Origin of the sequence: Agrobacterium sp. DE0009 (genome assembly GCF_007680755.1) — a bacterium.
Lineage (GTDB): Bacteria > Pseudomonadota > Alphaproteobacteria > Rhizobiales > Rhizobiaceae > Agrobacterium > Agrobacterium tumefaciens_B.
This window is the reverse complement of sequence record NZ_VEIU01000004.1, coordinates 387,434-401,964: the sequence shown is the minus strand read 5'-3', so window position 1 is coordinate 401,964 and position 14,531 is coordinate 387,434. Positions and strand designations below refer to the sequence as shown.

The following is a 14,531-nucleotide window of genomic DNA, read 5'->3' as shown; positions in this document are numbered from 1 at the left end:
CCTTCAAATCAATTCAATTCCATCCAAGCCTTCAGAACGGGTCCCACACCGACAGGCGCTTGAACCTTTCGTAAGAAAGTCTTGGTGATGTGCTTCTCTACCGCTACTCGAATATCCGAGAGTTGCAGGCGTTCGATCTCAAGGTGGCGCGGTGTAGAAGGATCGGAGCGGATGGCGTCCGCCATCAATGGTGCCTCTTCTAGGACCTTTCCGCTCGCGACATCGTAGAGATACCACTGCACGTCACCTGCTTCGGTGCTCCAAATATCTTCGCCGGTTTGCTCGCTGGCGGTTTTGTCATGCGCCGGGCGTGCGTAGCAGAAAAAGACGGCGCGGGTACCGGGCTTGAGGTTCCGCTTTCCGCTGAAGACTGCATTGGGAAAGGCGTTCAGCATCTCCTCAAGACCTGGGTGCTCCTTGAGCAAATCCTGCCATTCAAGATGAAGGTTTTCGTCAGGACTTTGCTGGCCCTCATACTGTTCGTTAAAGTTTCGTAGGTCCTCATAGTCATCGTCTTCGCGAAGCAGTTTTCTGCCCTCGATGCCGAGCGTTTTCGAAATACGCAGGGTCTTATGTGCGACCTTGCCATAAAGGCGCAGCAGCTCGTCCAGGTCTTCGGGCGGTAAGAAATTCCAATAGGCGACAGTGCCGCGAAGGTCCTTCTGCTCCGGATGGTCCTTCAATATCCGGGCCTCAATTTCGGGGTTCATGCGGCGATCGACGCGGCCGATACGCTGCATCAATCTGACAGGATTCCAATGGAGGTCATAGTTGATTAGCCGGGTTGCATCCTGCAGGTTCAGGCCTTCTGAGAGTACATCAGTCGAAATCAGCACCCTGATCTCGCGGTCGCCCTGCTCCTTGCTGCTGCTGTCATTGTAGTAGGGAGCAAAGCGCTGAATGATCTTTGTTCTGTCGCCCTTGGTGCCACTATCAATCTGCTCAACGCCATCAATCCCGCTCTCCTTGAGCTGGGCGGCAAGATATCTCGCGGTATCGCCGAACTCACTGAAAATAAGCACCTTGTGCTTTGAAAGCACGGCGTCCTTGGTAAGAAGTTGTACTAGCTTTTTCAGCTTCAAATCCTGGCTCGGTTTGAACTTCTCCAGCTCGTTCAGGAAGTCGGCAATTTGCTCCAGGTCAGCGATGCTGTCAGCGATAATCTCCTCAACTTTGAACTCCCGTCGATCCAGTTTGTCCTTTTCGACATCCTCGATCAGTTCAGCCGGCACGAGGTCTTCATCGGCCTCGGTATCAAACAGGTCCCGGTCAGGCTTGTAACCGAGCAGCTTCGAATGTTTGCGCTTCCAACGCTCCAACTGCGACTTCTCGTGATCCGTCTCGCAATGAACCTCCAGCCAAGCAAGGAGCTTTTGCAGGAGCCGCCAGCAAGACTGCTTGAATGCCTCAGCAGAGCTTTCAAACCGCTTCAAGAAACTGGTCCTGATAAGAGCGACTACCTGCTTCAGGCGTCCGCGTTCCAGGGCCGTTGCGACATTCTCGGTGTCACCTTTGTAGTAGGCATATGGGTTGTAAATTCCGAGCACGAAGAGTGGTTCGCGCTTGTTGAACGCGGTTGCGACCATCTCCAGCAGCTTCCCATAGGTTTGCCGCACTGAGTAGTCGGCCACAGTGGGTTCGCGTGGTTCCGGGAACATCACATCACCATCGCCCTCCCGCTTCATGCTTTCCCTTACATAGCTTCGGCTACGCTGGACGACCAATGCGTCCATGAGAGGGTCGGCGTAGAGTCGTTTGGAAACATCAGCGGTATTCAGCTCCAGGGGCTCATCGCCGCTCTTGCCATAGATTTCGGCCTCGATCTGTTTTTCAAGTTGGCGGATGTAGCCAGGCAGCGAGTGAATCCCAAGGGTTCCACCGGCGAAATAATCGGCGCGGTGTCGAGAAAAGAGCTCGACCATGTGCTGGAAGTCGGTCAAACGGTTATTGATCGGCGTCGCAGTCAACAGGAAAACCTGCTTCCCTTCGGCAATGTCGTGCAGACGCCAATAACGGGATTTTCGCTCCTCGGCATCCTCTCCGCGAATTCCTGTGTTCCGGAAATGGTGCGCCTCATCGACGATAATGACGTCCGCCTGCTTCGCGATCTGATCGAGTTCTTCCCGCATAGCGCCACGCATCAGGTCCGTGTGGCTGTAAATTCGAAGATTGGCAAAACCTTTGAAAAGGTGAGGAAGGCGCTTCTTCAGTTCGCGTTCCCAGACAGCGTCCTTCGCCGCTTTCGGAACGAAAAGAGCTACATTCTTGCCTTCATGGACCACGAAGCGCTCGATCAGCATCAAGCCGACGAATGTCTTGCCCAGACCGACGCCATCGCAAAGAAATGCGCCTCCATACTTCTCCGCCCTCTTTAGCAGGCCGCCATAACCGTCTCGTTGGTATTTGGCCAAGATCGGAAAGATGCGCGAATTCCGCTTCTCCCACTCGCCGGCTGTTTCCTCGTGGCCCAGAAAGTATTGCTGGAGAGATCGAGCGTAAACTTCAAAGGGTTTGTAATCGCGGGTGTGCTTCTCGACCACTTGAAGTAGCTCTGGCGTCACATCCTCCGCTTCATCCCAGTGTTCTTCGAACCACTCCTGGAGCACAGCGACCGGAGAACCTGTCACCTGAACATTAAGCTCAATATTCTGAGTCAATCCTGGATGCGTGAAATTTGAAGAACCTACCAGAGCCGACGAGCCAATTACCTCCAAACGGGCATGCGTGATGTAAGCTTTCGCATGAAACTTGTCTTTGCGGTAAACACGACACTCGATCTGCTTTGTCCGTATCGCGTCCGAAATGGCATTCACCCCTTTTAGGAAGTGATTCTTGCTCTTCTCTCGGTCAAGGCTTTCATCCAGCTTTTTGCCGATATCGGCGAGACCTTTCTCGAATGCCTTCTTTGTCCGGCGCGAGACCTCATCGCCCATAAGTATGCGTATCTTTTCGACCTTCATCCACTCGTCTTCGAGCGCGAGAAGGGAGCCAATCTCAAAGTAACCGGTAGCGATGTCAAATCCCTTGGATAGTGCGCACCAGTCCTTCAGGTAGCGGACGACCTTCCAATCGTCTTCGCTGTTGTCCACGATGAAAAGCTCGCTTCCGACTTTGTGACTGGATCGTTTAGGCATAGGAAAAGACCTTCGAGGTTATTTGACGCCCCGGTCCGTGATTGCCACGAAACTGCAAGCAATGAAAATCTTAAAATGATGAAGTACATAACCGTATTGACACCTCAACCGGCCTCTTGATCAAATCATCTTTGATGCTCGAAAACCATGCTCGAGTTAGGCTTTAACGCGAACTTCAAATCACCTACCCAAATTTTTAGAATGCTGGCCAACACAACTCAAGAGTTTGTAAGCCCTACCTCAGATTTTTCGTCAGACAAATTTTTTCGAGATCACCGATATTTCGATTCCCATGCAAACGGCGTGATCAGGAGTAATGGGGTGAAGACGTTGGGAATAATGGAACGTCGTTTGCGGAATGATGCTGCAAGCCTTCAGAGGAAGTGTGAGCTGACATCCCCGCACTCGCGCCATCAACATCCCGGTTGGGAGACGATAGGTCGAGGCTTGAGATGCCATTTGGGCCGGAACGGAAACAGGCCATCAGAGTACCGATCGGCAAGGTCTTCGAAGACAATCTCGCTCTCCCGGACATCGAAGCCTTGGCGCTCCAGGTCAATGACGATGGCTTCGGACAGCTTGTCCAGAGCGAGCCGCGCATCTTTCCGCCCTTGGGCAGCTGTTATCATCTGCCACAATAACACCCTCGCCAGATCATCCCGCGACGGCCGGCGTCGGGCCTTGGCCTCGTCTCTGACACTCTGCTGACGAACTGCCTGCTCCGCGTTGCGCTGCTTCTTCGATTTCCTGGCCATTGCATTGTCTCCTTGGTTTGGAGCCTTAGCCTCGGTGTCGGCCATGCAAGGAACAAGCGCGACTGCCTGTGTTGGCATTTCGGCAGGGAGGGCGGGATCGTCTCCAATCGCCAGCCAGACGGCCTCCGGCCTGTGCACACGGTCTGCCGGAATCGCCGATCGCGACTTTGGCAACGACAAAATTGGAATAGGAATCGCGGAAGGGTAAATTGAGATGATGTGTTTCGAGTTGTCCGGAACGTAGACCAACGCGTAGTGCTTTGATCTGACGGGAGTTGACGTGCAGTCGATTTGATCCGACGTAAAGCTCTTTGTCGTCAAGTCAGGAGAACGCATCACGACGGCAGGTCACCCGACCTCGTCTAAACGACGCCGCTACCGGCGCCAGAATCGCATTTCCGCAAATCGGAATCGACTTCCGCGACTTCGGAATCGGCATTCGGGAACGGTGAATCGCAGTGGCGCCGTCAGGAATCGCGGTTTCAGAGCTCTCCGTCGGGTTTCGTCAGGCCGGTGGACCAGGGGACGCGATGAGCACGCGCGTGATCTCCTCGCCCGTCATGACCCCGACATCCTTCAACTGCGTGGCGATGGTGACCAGCGCGTCCCGCCTGTTCTCCAGCAGACTGCGGGCCATCCCTTCGGCTTCCATCAGGCGACTGTTGACCCGGTCGGCCAGATGCCGGTCAAGACTGAGGTCATTGATGCTTCCCGCCGCAGACCGATAGAGCAGCGGCTGATGATCGGAGAACCCGAGCCTGGTCTCGGCGGCAACCGCGTGGTCGGTCGCCCTGGCGAGATCACTGTCGTCGTAGCCACCCGCTCCGGCGGCGGTATCGCCAAATGCCAGAAGCTCTGCCGTTCGGCCCGCCAGCATGCAGGCAATACTGCGCATCAGCCAGTCCTGGGTTTGAAGGAGATGGTGATGCTGCCGACTGACGACCTGCCCCATACCACCGATGCCGATGCTGACAGTCATGACCTCGGCGATCCCCATGTCACAGAACGCGATGGCATGACCGGCTTCATGAATGGCAGTACGCCAGCGCACATCGTCGGAGAGTTTCATCTGACCGGCAAGCAGGGCCTGCTCGAGATCGCTCCAGGTCAGCGGCCGCCGTTCCCGTCTGGTTTTTCGTCTGATGTCACGAACAAGTCGTTCGATGTCGGCTCCGGTGCTACCGGTCGCCAGCAAGACCAGCCGTCGAAGATCGGGGTGCTGCTCAGGTGCAATCGTCTGGCTGGCTTCAGGCATCTTGGGATACTCCGCGATTGGATTGGTCGATGACATCTGCATCACCGCCGACATGAGGCTGTTGCTGCCGTGCTGTTTCGATCGTTTTGGGAAGGCCTGACGGCGCAGACGCCAACACACCGGCCAGATCGTCACCGAGATGATGAGCGAGGATGCCGGTGAGCGCCTCCATATCCGGCATGGGGATGGCGACATGCTTTTCCAGTCGCCCGGATCGCAGCAGGGCCGGATCGATCTTCTCGGGGAGGTTCGTCGCCGCAACGACGATCACGCCGTCGGTTTTGAAGTCCCGTCAAGAAGCTCGAGCAGCCGGTTGATCAGCGAGCGCCAGTAGTCATCATGCTGCTCGCGTCTTCCGCCAAAGCGGCTGCCGATATTGTCGATCTCATCGACGAACAGGATGACGGGCGCATTTTCCCGCGCCAGCTCAAAGGCCCTGGACATGCGTTTCAGGACATCACCGAGATAGCCGGGTTCAAGCCAAGACGCCACCGATGTCACAAGCAGCGGAACCTGCAACGTATTGCAGAGCGCCCGGGCATAGGTCGTCTTGCCGGTGCCGGGCGGCCCGGACAGCATCAGCTTGGTGCTCATTTCATGCCAGGCCAGCCCTCCGTCGCGCCAGAGCTGAAGGTCTGTCTTGAGGTCGAGCGCCCAGTCGCGCGCGTCGCCATAGCCAGAGAGCGTCTCGACCCGCAGCTGACGCAGCCGGCTGTGTTCCGGATCAACGGATACGCCGCCGCCACCCTCCTTCCCGGATGCCTCCGCGGGCTTCTCCGGTTGAACGACATCGATCCCATCCACGGATTTTGGTGGGTCATCACCGTCCTTGATCAAAAACCGGCTCTTGACCTTCGGCCTCCCCGACCGGTCACTGCCACGCCCGGAGCCGCGGCCGTCGTCATCGTCATCGCCCGACTTGTCGGAGGAGCGCGCCCGTTCGCCGAGGACTTCGAGAATCGACAAGATGTGTTCGAGACCACGCCCGGAACGAATTGCCAACGCCAGCGCGTCGATCGAGAGACCCTCCAGATCAAGCGCCATCTTCTCCATCTGTCGCAGCGACTGCTTCGGCGCGATTCCGCAACACGTCTGCAGGAGTTCCGCGATCAGTTCATGATCGAGGCCACGGCACTCGAGCACGAGATCGGCCGTCATGGACACAAAGGGCGGAAGCGCGGTCTTTGTCTCATCGGCAAGAACCACGGGCGCTGACCGCTCCAGCAGAACATCCACGAGGAACCGACTCAGCGACCGTTCGACGGCCTTCGGCACATCGCTGCCGGCGAGTGTCTTGATCGTCTTACGGGTCTTTCCGCGGCGGCGATCACCATATCCGTCCGAGAGCGGGCTGCTGCGATGGACATCTTCGAGTTTCGTCCAGTAGGGCAGGATCAAGCCATCTTCGAGCATAAGACCGAAGCGGCGTTCGAAGCGGCCAACCGGCGCTTTGATCAGCACGAACGCTCCCGGGTTCCGAAGGACAGATGATAGCGCCGACAGGTCGGGAACACTTGAACCAACAGCACGGGCAACCAACAAGGCGACCGCGACATGGGCGACGTTTGAGGGAGCAATGTGCTCGCGAAGCAGCGCCAGGAATGTGCTGGATATCGATGGCGACTTCTCCCGCATAGACGTTGCAACGACCGAGGTCGATTTCAGGCGGGTGCCGACAGCAGAGGTATCCTGTTTGCTCTTGGCCTTCCCGACAGAGCGAGCCTTGTCACGCGGCGGCTCTCCTGGAAGGTCCGACATCACGATGTCGATCGTCGTCGTCTTGTAGGGCGCTTTCCCGAGACGCCGCTCGAGTTCGGCACGCGCCTTGACCGGCTCAGCGTCGAGTAGGCGCAAGGACTGTTCCGGGACCCGCCAGATCGTGCCGGACGTCTCATCACCTTCGACGATGAAGTCCGCCTCCAGCAAGCCGATGACGGCGGCGCGCTCGTACAGATCGAGGATAGCCAGCCGACGGATGCGGGCAAGCAGATAGCGCGTGATGCGATCGGTCAGGGTTTCCATCACACGTCTTCCTCGGTTCCATGAATACCGTGAGGGGTGTGCATCCCATCGACGGCCAGCAGCTTGCGATTGCCCTCGAGCCAATCGCGTAACATCAGCGCCGTCGGATCACCGGCCGCACACAGCGTGAAGAGTTGCTCACGGAAGATTTTCGGGACGCTGGTCATGGCGATACCCTTGCGCCTGGCAAAGCCGATCACGACCTGGGCGACGATTGCCGGATCGGGCAAGGCCGCGGGCGTTGCCGCGCACATGGCCATGGCCTGAGGAATGGCTTGTGACCTGGAAGTCGCCGCGCAGCTCGCCTCTTGCAACTTCGCCAGTCGCTTCAGCCGGCCGGATGGCTTCGGCGTCGAAGGCACCTTGGGCGCAGGGTTGTTGGGGAAAGGGATCACGTTGGAAGGGTGTCGACTCATGACAGACGTCTCCTGTCGCCGAACAGGGCAGTTCGGCGCGAACGAATGGAACAGAAAGCGGATAGGAACGTGAGCGGGGCGGTCAGCCCGTGCCGGTCCGTGGGATGCGGGCGAAGCCGACACGGATTTGGCCACGGCCGGCTGGCTGACGGACCTCGGTGATCGAGCCCGGGTCACACACCTCGTTTCCGTTCGCGTCAGTGATGTCCGCCGAGGCAACGCGACGAGCGGGTTCACCCATCGGTCCGGCAAAGGCATTTCGAGCCAGCTTCCAGTTCTCGTCGATCCGACCATGGAAGCGTTCGCGCAACATGCCGATCGCCTTCCCCGCCCTGCCAACCTCGACGAGATGATCGAGATCGCTCAGCGGCCAGACGCCGCCGGCAATGTCGGAGCGCTGGTTTTCCGCGTTGAGGATGACAACGCGAACTTCCTCGGCCACCAGCCGATGATGATCGCGGTAAAGGAGATCGGGAACGACGAGTGCTGCGGCCAACATGCGGCTCTTCAGCTCGTTGATCCGTGACACCTCGTACGAGCCGAGGCTGCGCTTGACGTCGATGACGTGGGCGAGCTTCGTCTTGCGGTTCACAATGATCAGGTCCGGCGTATAGGTTTTGCGCCCGCCGGTGTCGGCATCGAGCGTCAGGGACCGAAAGTGTTTCGGATCGTTTTTCTCGACCAGCTCAAGCGCCGTCTTGGTGACTGGCAGCCGCAGATTTTGCGTCAGCACCACGAGGTCCGGGTTAAGGTCGGCGATGATGCCAATGCCACGCTCGAGCAGCCGTCCTTCCTGGATAGGAATGGCGCGCAGGATCGCGGCGGCTTCAGAGACACCGCCGGCAAGCGCCCTGGAAAGAGCGCCGGCGGAGAAGGGTTGCGTCGAAAGCTCGTCGATGAGGACCTCGAAGCGCGGCTGGAGAGCGTCGAGATCGACGGCATGCGGATAGGCTGGCGCGCCAGGCCCACCGGATAGAATGGTCGTCATGATATTGCTCCTGCTGACTGTGGCGATCGGCCCGCAAACTTCAGGCGCACGACCTCCGTCGCGGAAATGATTTCCGCATCAGGTGGCCGGCCGGCTTCAAACGAAGCCGTGTCCGAAGTCAGGGACGATCAGTTGAATGAGATCAGGCGAGTGCCAGCCCAGAGGCGTGGGCGATCGCACAGCATGCCAACCGGTGCCGCGGCGACATGCGCTCATCAACAGGATCAGGAGACGGAGAAGCTTCCCGTTCGGAAGCGAAGCAGGTAAGGGTCGACATAGCCCAAGGCCTTTCACATGAAGGTTGCGGGTCAGGCCCTCGTTGGTGTTACAGCACCGGCGGGGGCCGCTAAGTGTCTGCAGATATTCAATTTCTGCTGACCATGACGACATAGCCCGGAGAATCGGGTCCGGCAAGCCGGTTGGAACACACCCGGAACAACAGAGCTCCGGTATGGTTAACGGACGACGCGTCCGCCGAAGTGGTGAACGCAAAGGCCCCGCACGGTGGCGGGGCTCCTGGAGGTCATATTCAAGCTGCCAGCTTCCTGTACTGGCGTTTCATGGGCTTGGGATCGAAGACGATCTGGCTCCTGATCTCGTCGCGGCGTTCGGGTGACGCGATATCCAGGGCATTTTCGACGGTTGCCTGTACCTTGGAGGGCATGTCTTCGAATGCGAGCCCATCGTCAGGCTCCTTGTCGAGCGCAGCGGCGGCATCCGCACGATCTTCCCCGTCAGCGTCGCCCTGCAAGGCCTCACCGTGGACGACGAAGCGAAGCAGGGGAATGACCTCGGCCTGAAGCCAGGTGACGAAGTCTTCCCTGCCCGGCCAGCCGTTATCTCCGCCCATGGCGGACAAAAGCTCCTGCACTTTGCGCCAGGTCGTGCCTTCCGTAAGCCTGGCCGGCCGCCAGTTGAAGCTCGCAACCATCGCCGGCTGCAAGGGGGCCGCGATGCTGTTGATCAGATCGTGCGCGTGCCTGCAGTCGTCCATGATCAATTTCTGCAGTGGCCCCTTGAACCCCGCACGGTTCTGCGCCAGCGGTTCCATGGCCTTCTCGACGCGTTTCAGGATGCCGGTTGTCAGCTGCAGGAACTTCACCGAGTCCTCCTCTACTTTAAGCTCAGCTATCCTGCGCAGACCGGCCATTCCGCCGACGTCGAGGACCGCTTCATTCTTCGCCTTCTTCGCGGGCATCGCACCGACCATGGTTTTCACCTGGGCGACGGTCAGTTGCTCGCCAGCCTCGATTGCCGAGATGACCCGTTCGACATTCGCCTGTTCCGCATAGGCCAGCACAAACAGAGTGGTCGGTGCGACGGCAGCGGTCACGAGCCGATCCTTGTATTCGGACAGGTGCGCATGAACGGCAATGTAGTTGCGCGCGGTCTTCGACGTGAACTTACAGATTGCCTTCACCCATGCGCCAAACGCCCTCTCCGGAAGAATGGATTTTGCGCGCGCGAGGTAGCCGCCGAGTTCGACGGCCTGCTCGGTCGTTCGGCGCCCGAGCGACAGGATGCCTTCGCCGAGTGCTTTCAGTTCGCCTTCCTGCTCCGGGCTGATCTCGTCAGCGCTGGTCGCGGCCTTCGCCGCCAGCTTGGCTGCGATCTTCTTCTGCGTGTATTTTGCCATGTCTTCCTATCTCCATGTTTCATCCGGTCTTCAGTAGCGACCGTGAGATAATGGTGACATGAAATTTCGAAAGTCGTTACAACCGACATTGTCAACACATTGAAAAACAATAGTAAAACTGAAGGTTTCCAAATTTATTCCCATTTTGAGACGGAAATTATTCAATGAAACCGGTGTGCATTTTTTCTGAAATTATTTTCAATACATGAATTTCTAATACACTAAATAGTTGTTATCCGTGTTCTCGGATATGGTGCTGACGCCTCCGCTAGCCAGGCAGCACGTCCCAAATGCCGTGTTTGCGATTGATCGCGAGACCTTTTCATCGACAACGATCAAGCAACCTGTTTTTCACCGCTGCTGCGGAGAATTCCGGTTCCACCCCAGCATGCGCGGAATAGCTTTTTGGGAGCCATCAAGATTAGTCCGCACACCGTCTTGCCTCCAATCGACGTCGAAGCGCGGAGCAGGGCGAATATCGACTACCCGACAGCCTGTCGCCCGATCCGCTGGCACCTCTTGCGAATGAGGAACCTGAGGTTCTCCCCAAAATCTCGATGAAAGGATGGATAGCGCTCTGTCTCCCCCAGTGCCTCTTCGAGCTTTGAGGCAACCCTGTCGGAGAGCTCCCGTATCCGTTTTGTCACGACAGCAGGGCTGAGGCCGACGGCCGATGCGAACTGCCGCCAGTCATTGCCGTGAAGGTCGTTGGCATTGCTCTTGGTCGCGATCTGTTGTGGGAGCGACTGGTCAACCTGCTTATAGACTGCCGCGCACATCAGGTCGTAGAGCGGCGCGAGTTTGGCTGTTCCGGCGGCTCCGACGAGAACGGAATAGTTCTTGGCGTGGGAGTCGGAGTTGCAGATCAAAATGTTGAACATCACAGCGTCCAACAGCTTCAGTCTTTCGGCGGGCGACACATAACGCGCCAGGGCTTCAAACATGTGAACCAGCGACGCGCCGCCTCGCGGGCCAAGGCCGGTGCGTTCATATTTTTCTGCCGGGAACAGCCCGAGCAACTGGCAGAAATCCTCCTGATGAACGCGGCGGATGGTTCCTTGAGCGTCGGCTATACGGTCATGGCGCTTGACCAGCAGGTAGTCTCGGCTGCCGGCACGACCGATCGTCACCTCGGCGGCCTCCAGTTCGCATAACCTGGCGAGGGTCATGCAGAAGGCTTCATTCTGAACACTGCAGGTCAGGCGTCTGATGTCGGGTTTCAGGATATGCGTGGATGGCGTGCCGTCGACGGGAATGGCGATCCTGCCGTCCTCAGCAATGTAGACGGGCAGCTTATCCTGCACCCCCGCCAAGGACATCGACACGCCCTGTTCTCCGACCAGGAAGGGTCGCTCGGGCAGTTCATTTAAAATCCGCTCAAGCGCTGCCTCGTCCGGCACGACGCGGAAATTATTTCCGTCTCGGCGTGGTTCCCCGATCGAAAAGGCTCCGGCGGTATCGCGGCCAAGACGCGCGAGAAGACCGACAATGTCCTGAGGCGAGACCTTCAACTGCTGACCGATCTCGGAAAGGTGTGTTTCCGGAAGAAGATTGGCAAGCCAGGGCATGACCTGCTCAGCACCGTATGTACCGGATCGCAAGGGCATGGTCAGCGAGATCGGGAAGGCCGAGGCGCGTTGCTCCCAGCTTGGCTCATAGGCGAGCGAAATCCCATCGCGGTCGATGAGATTGGCAACGGGCCAGGTCTCGTAGAAGATCGTGGTCACGGCGACGCCTGATCAGGAGAAACGGGGCAGGTAGCCGAGATCGTCATCGGCTTCCGGGCTAGGAGGAGATGCTGCGGTCTTCAGGTCGCCGAGATCGATGCCGACCGTTCGGGCCGCGATGAGGGATTTCTCGAGTTGGCAGCTGGGCTTGCCGTTCTCCAGGTCGACGATGAAGCGTTCACCGGTCCCGCAGCGTTCCGCAAGCTGGGTCTGCGTCCAGCCCTGCATTTTCCTGTGTTCTCGAACAAGTGCGCCGAATTCCGCGGCCGAACGGATCATGATACGCCCTCCTAATGTGGAGCTTACCGTACAGGAAGAATTTGTAAGAATCCATGAAAACTTACCGAAGAGGAAGGAATCACATCCACGTAGAAAATCATCCCGATCGGGAAGGCTAACATCCCGAGCTTGATCACCATAGAAGTTTTGGTAAGCTGACGATGGATGGAGGCGAGACACGTTGCTCGCCTGGAGCTTTATACAAACTCGTCAGCGAAACGTCCAATAGGCGCTCGTACCGTTCAAAGACTGCGGAGTGACGTAGATTTACGTCGTCTTGTGCGAGGAACATCCTCCCAACTGAGGGGTGGCCGCTTTCACGGCCATTGCACGTCCGCTTCAGCAATGAAGCAAAGGACGTGGACTCATGACATCAAACAAACTGAAGAATCTGAGAACGCAGGCTGCGCAGCGCCAAGGCGGGCTATGCTTCTATTGTGAACTGCCGATGTGGGGCGACAGCCCACAGGAGTTCATCGTGCGCTATGGAATTTCGCCGGGTCTGGCGAAGCGGTTTCAATGCACGGCCGAGCATGTCGAAGCGAGAAGAGATGGCGGCAAGGACGTCGCACCGAACATCGTCGCCGCCTGCCTCTTCTGCAACACAACGCGGCATAAGGCGAAGCATGCCCTGGACGCGGCCAAACATGCGTCCGTCGTGCGCTCCAGGCTGGCAAAGGGCAGGTGGCACCCGCCGCAGGTCAAGGCAGCATTCAGCAAACGAACAGGGCCACCGGCCTGGACCGGACAGACTCCACGATCATCCCGAGCGCGATATCAAATCAAGGTCAGTTGACGCTCCGAAAACGTCGACTTGCCAAAATGTATCGTTCAATGTATCGCTCGAAGTATCGAAATCGGGCTTATCTGTCAGTGTATTGGCGGAAACCCTTGGATTTGCTGCAATTGGGGAAGAGTCCCACCCTCTCCGCCATAAAGGATCTTGGACCGTAAGGTTTTCCAGCAATTTTGTTAGTTTTGTCAGTCTTCAATTCCGTTGCCGAAATCGGCGAGGGCCACACTCTCGGCACTAGGAAGCGTTTCTCGAAGCTAGGCTTGGCTTGTTCCATCAGAGCGCGTGCGCCTGTCGTCAGCGACGAGCAGAACGAGATCAAGAAGTTCAAAAACTGGGGTCTCGACATCATCCCGCATAGAAAGCGGATGAAGGACGGTTTCACCGTTAAAGAAGTCGTAGGTGCGGCGGCGAATTGAACCGTAAAGGACGGGCAGACGATTTCGCTTAAGTGGCTTAGTCCGATTTTTGCAATTAAAGCGAAGGCTTAAACCGAGGCTAACTGAACCATCCCTGTCAGCAGGCGCAAGGCACTTGAGCTGTGTCAGCAGTGCCCCGCCCGCCTAATTCTTGATGGTGGCAAGAGGATAGAACAACTCACCCGTTTCCGGATCGAGGATGGGCGAAAACGTTTTCTCCCAGTCAAAAAGCGGTCTGCCAAATAGCGATACACCTTGCTTCCCGTCCTGCGAAGACCAGCGGATTGCAATCGGGCGAAAATTGGCGTGCTGATAGATCTTCAGAATTTGAGGGGATCCGCCTATTGCTCCGGCACACTCTGTCTTCTTATAGAATGTCCCATCACTCCGCCGATTGACAAAACGGTCTTCCTTCAACATCTCAGCCAATATCAGAGCGGGTTGATAGTTCAGGGACTGAGGTTCAGAATCACGACAGAAGTCTCGGAGTCTGGCTCGAAACTCTGCGGTGTAATCACCGATCATGTAGCATTGCTCCCCCTCGGGCAGACCTAGTCGGCGGGTCTGCTTTGAGTGGGTAAAAGACCTGAACTCTTTCGCCTTTGGACTATAGTGAATTGGGTAAACTCGGAACTTGTTTGCTCGCCAAGACCATCCCCCGAACAAGAACCTTGTCTTTCGAATGCTATCGGCATGATCTGCCGCATCGGTATCTTTCCATGCCTCACGATAGGCATTCAGTAATGTTAGGATGCGGTTCAACAGCTCGGGCACATCCTCTCTTCGATCCGCGGCTGGCTGATAGTTAGCGATCGCGGAGTTGACCTGGAAGATCAACGGAAAGGCCAACGCTGTATCGCCGCAAAAGGCAAAAAAGGAATCGCCTCGTGCCAGTGGGAAAACCTTCTGGCAGACGTCGACGTGACCGGCACTTGTTAATCTGCTGTCACTTGCAATGATAAGCTCCGTCGCGGGGCCAACTTTCCTCGTCCACGCAATTACAATGGTCATTCGTTGCGCCCAATCTGATGACTCGAAATCTTGATTGCATTCTTTTGCATTCAGATGTCGAGTGCAAGTTGGAGTTGCTTAGTGGATGTCGTTGCA

13 protein-coding genes are annotated in these 14,531 nt (G+C 57.2%); 2 read left to right on the top strand and 11 right to left on the bottom strand.

Going from position 1 to position 14,531, the window contains the following annotated elements; translation table 11 throughout:
* Positions 1-8 precede the first annotated feature (8 nt).
* The 10 genes from FS804_RS17330 to FS804_RS17285 all read right to left on the bottom strand — a co-directional run bounded on the left by FS804_RS17330 (position 9) and on the right by FS804_RS17285 (position 12,212).
* Positions 9-3,089 (bottom strand): helicase-related protein, encoded by a 3,081-nt coding sequence (locus FS804_RS17330; RefSeq protein ID WP_186376855.1) that lies wholly within the window; start codon positions 3,087-3,089, stop codon positions 9-11.
* Between the two features lie 458 nt (positions 3,090-3,547).
* Positions 3,548-3,889 carry a hypothetical protein gene (locus tag FS804_RS24995; RefSeq protein WP_186376853.1) on the bottom strand — a complete coding sequence of 114 codons (342 nt, stop codon included), beginning with the start codon at positions 3,887-3,889 and terminating at the stop codon, positions 3,548-3,550.
* A 505-nt stretch (positions 3,890-4,394) separates the two neighbouring features.
* The gene (locus tag FS804_RS17320; protein ID WP_186376852.1) at positions 4,395-5,144 is read right to left on the bottom strand and encodes an ATP-dependent Zn protease; all 750 of its coding nucleotides are present in this window, start codon (positions 5,142-5,144) and stop codon (positions 4,395-4,397) included.
* Positions 5,137-5,415, bottom strand: a complete 279-nt coding sequence (locus tag FS804_RS25390; protein WP_144578060.1) for an AAA family ATPase — start codon at positions 5,413-5,415, stop codon at positions 5,137-5,139. Before FS804_RS25390 ends, FS804_RS17320 begins: the two co-directional genes overlap by 8 nt.
* A complete protein-coding gene (locus FS804_RS25385) occupies positions 5,412-7,166 on the bottom strand; it encodes an ATP-binding protein (protein WP_144578059.1) in 1,755 nt (584 codons plus the stop codon). Before FS804_RS25385 ends, FS804_RS25390 begins: the two co-directional genes overlap by 4 nt.
* Positions 7,166-7,582, bottom strand: a complete 417-nt coding sequence (locus FS804_RS17305) for a hypothetical protein (protein WP_144578058.1) — start codon at positions 7,580-7,582, stop codon at positions 7,166-7,168. The genes FS804_RS25385 and FS804_RS17305 overlap by 1 nt, the downstream gene beginning before the upstream one ends.
* 82 nt (positions 7,583-7,664) lie before the next feature.
* A complete protein-coding gene (locus FS804_RS17300; protein WP_144578056.1) occupies positions 7,665-8,570 on the bottom strand; it encodes a hypothetical protein in 906 nt (301 codons plus the stop codon).
* A 529-nt stretch (positions 8,571-9,099) separates the two neighbouring features.
* Positions 9,100-10,206: a hypothetical protein gene (locus FS804_RS17295; protein ID WP_144578054.1), complete on the bottom strand. Its 1,107-nt coding sequence runs from the start codon at positions 10,204-10,206 to the stop codon at positions 9,100-9,102.
* A gap of 482 nt (positions 10,207-10,688) precedes the next feature.
* On the bottom strand, positions 10,689-11,933 hold the full coding sequence (locus FS804_RS17290; protein ID WP_144578052.1) for a type II toxin-antitoxin system HipA family toxin: 1,245 nt from the start codon (positions 11,931-11,933) through the stop codon (positions 10,689-10,691).
* A gap of 12 nt (positions 11,934-11,945) precedes the next feature.
* Complete coding sequence (locus tag FS804_RS17285; protein WP_144578050.1) at positions 11,946-12,212, bottom strand: helix-turn-helix transcriptional regulator; 267 nt, start codon at positions 12,210-12,212, stop codon at positions 11,946-11,948.
* A gap of 367 nt (positions 12,213-12,579) precedes the next feature.
* Here FS804_RS17285 and FS804_RS17280 point away from each other — a divergent pair, with 367 nt between their 5' ends.
* Complete coding sequence (locus tag FS804_RS17280; protein WP_144578048.1) at positions 12,580-13,008, top strand: HNH endonuclease; 429 nt, start codon at positions 12,580-12,582, stop codon at positions 13,006-13,008.
* Positions 13,009-13,268: 260 nt separating this feature from the next.
* Positions 13,269-13,424 carry a hypothetical protein gene (locus FS804_RS24990; protein ID WP_186376850.1) on the top strand — a complete coding sequence of 52 codons (156 nt, stop codon included), beginning with the start codon at positions 13,269-13,271 and terminating at the stop codon, positions 13,422-13,424.
* A gap of 144 nt (positions 13,425-13,568) precedes the next feature.
* Here the strand turns inward: FS804_RS24990 and FS804_RS17275 are convergent, their stop codons facing one another.
* Positions 13,569-14,435 carry a hypothetical protein gene (locus FS804_RS17275; RefSeq protein ID WP_144578046.1) on the bottom strand — a complete coding sequence of 289 codons (867 nt, stop codon included), beginning with the start codon at positions 14,433-14,435 and terminating at the stop codon, positions 13,569-13,571.
* Between the last annotated feature and the right edge of the window lie 96 nt (positions 14,436-14,531).

Bases quoted from the DNA above. Each gene is read 5' to 3' on its own strand.
- FS804_RS17280 (WP_144578048.1), top strand. From the start codon at position 12,580: ATGACATCAAACAAACTGAAGAATCTGAGAACGCAGGCTGCGCAGCGC.
- FS804_RS17295 (WP_144578054.1), bottom strand. From the start codon at position 10,206: ATGGCAAAATACACGCAGAAGAAGATCGCAGCCAAGCTGGCGGCGAAG.
- FS804_RS17275 (WP_144578046.1), bottom strand. From the start codon at position 14,435: ATGACCATTGTAATTGCGTGGACGAGGAAAGTTGGCCCCGCGACGGAG.
- FS804_RS17285 (WP_144578050.1), bottom strand. From the start codon at position 12,212: ATGATCCGTTCGGCCGCGGAATTCGGCGCACTTGTTCGAGAACACAGG.
- FS804_RS17320 (WP_186376852.1), bottom strand. From the start codon at position 5,144: ATGCCTGAAGCCAGCCAGACGATTGCACCTGAGCAGCACCCCGATCTT.
- FS804_RS25385 (WP_144578059.1), bottom strand. From the start codon at position 7,166: ATGGAAACCCTGACCGATCGCATCACGCGCTATCTGCTTGCCCGCATC.
- FS804_RS24995 (WP_186376853.1), bottom strand. From the start codon at position 3,889: ATGGCCAGGAAATCGAAGAAGCAGCGCAACGCGGAGCAGGCAGTTCGT.
- FS804_RS17300 (WP_144578056.1), bottom strand. From the start codon at position 8,570: ATGACGACCATTCTATCCGGTGGGCCTGGCGCGCCAGCCTATCCGCAT.
- FS804_RS17305 (WP_144578058.1), bottom strand. From the start codon at position 7,582: ATGAGTCGACACCCTTCCAACGTGATCCCTTTCCCCAACAACCCTGCG.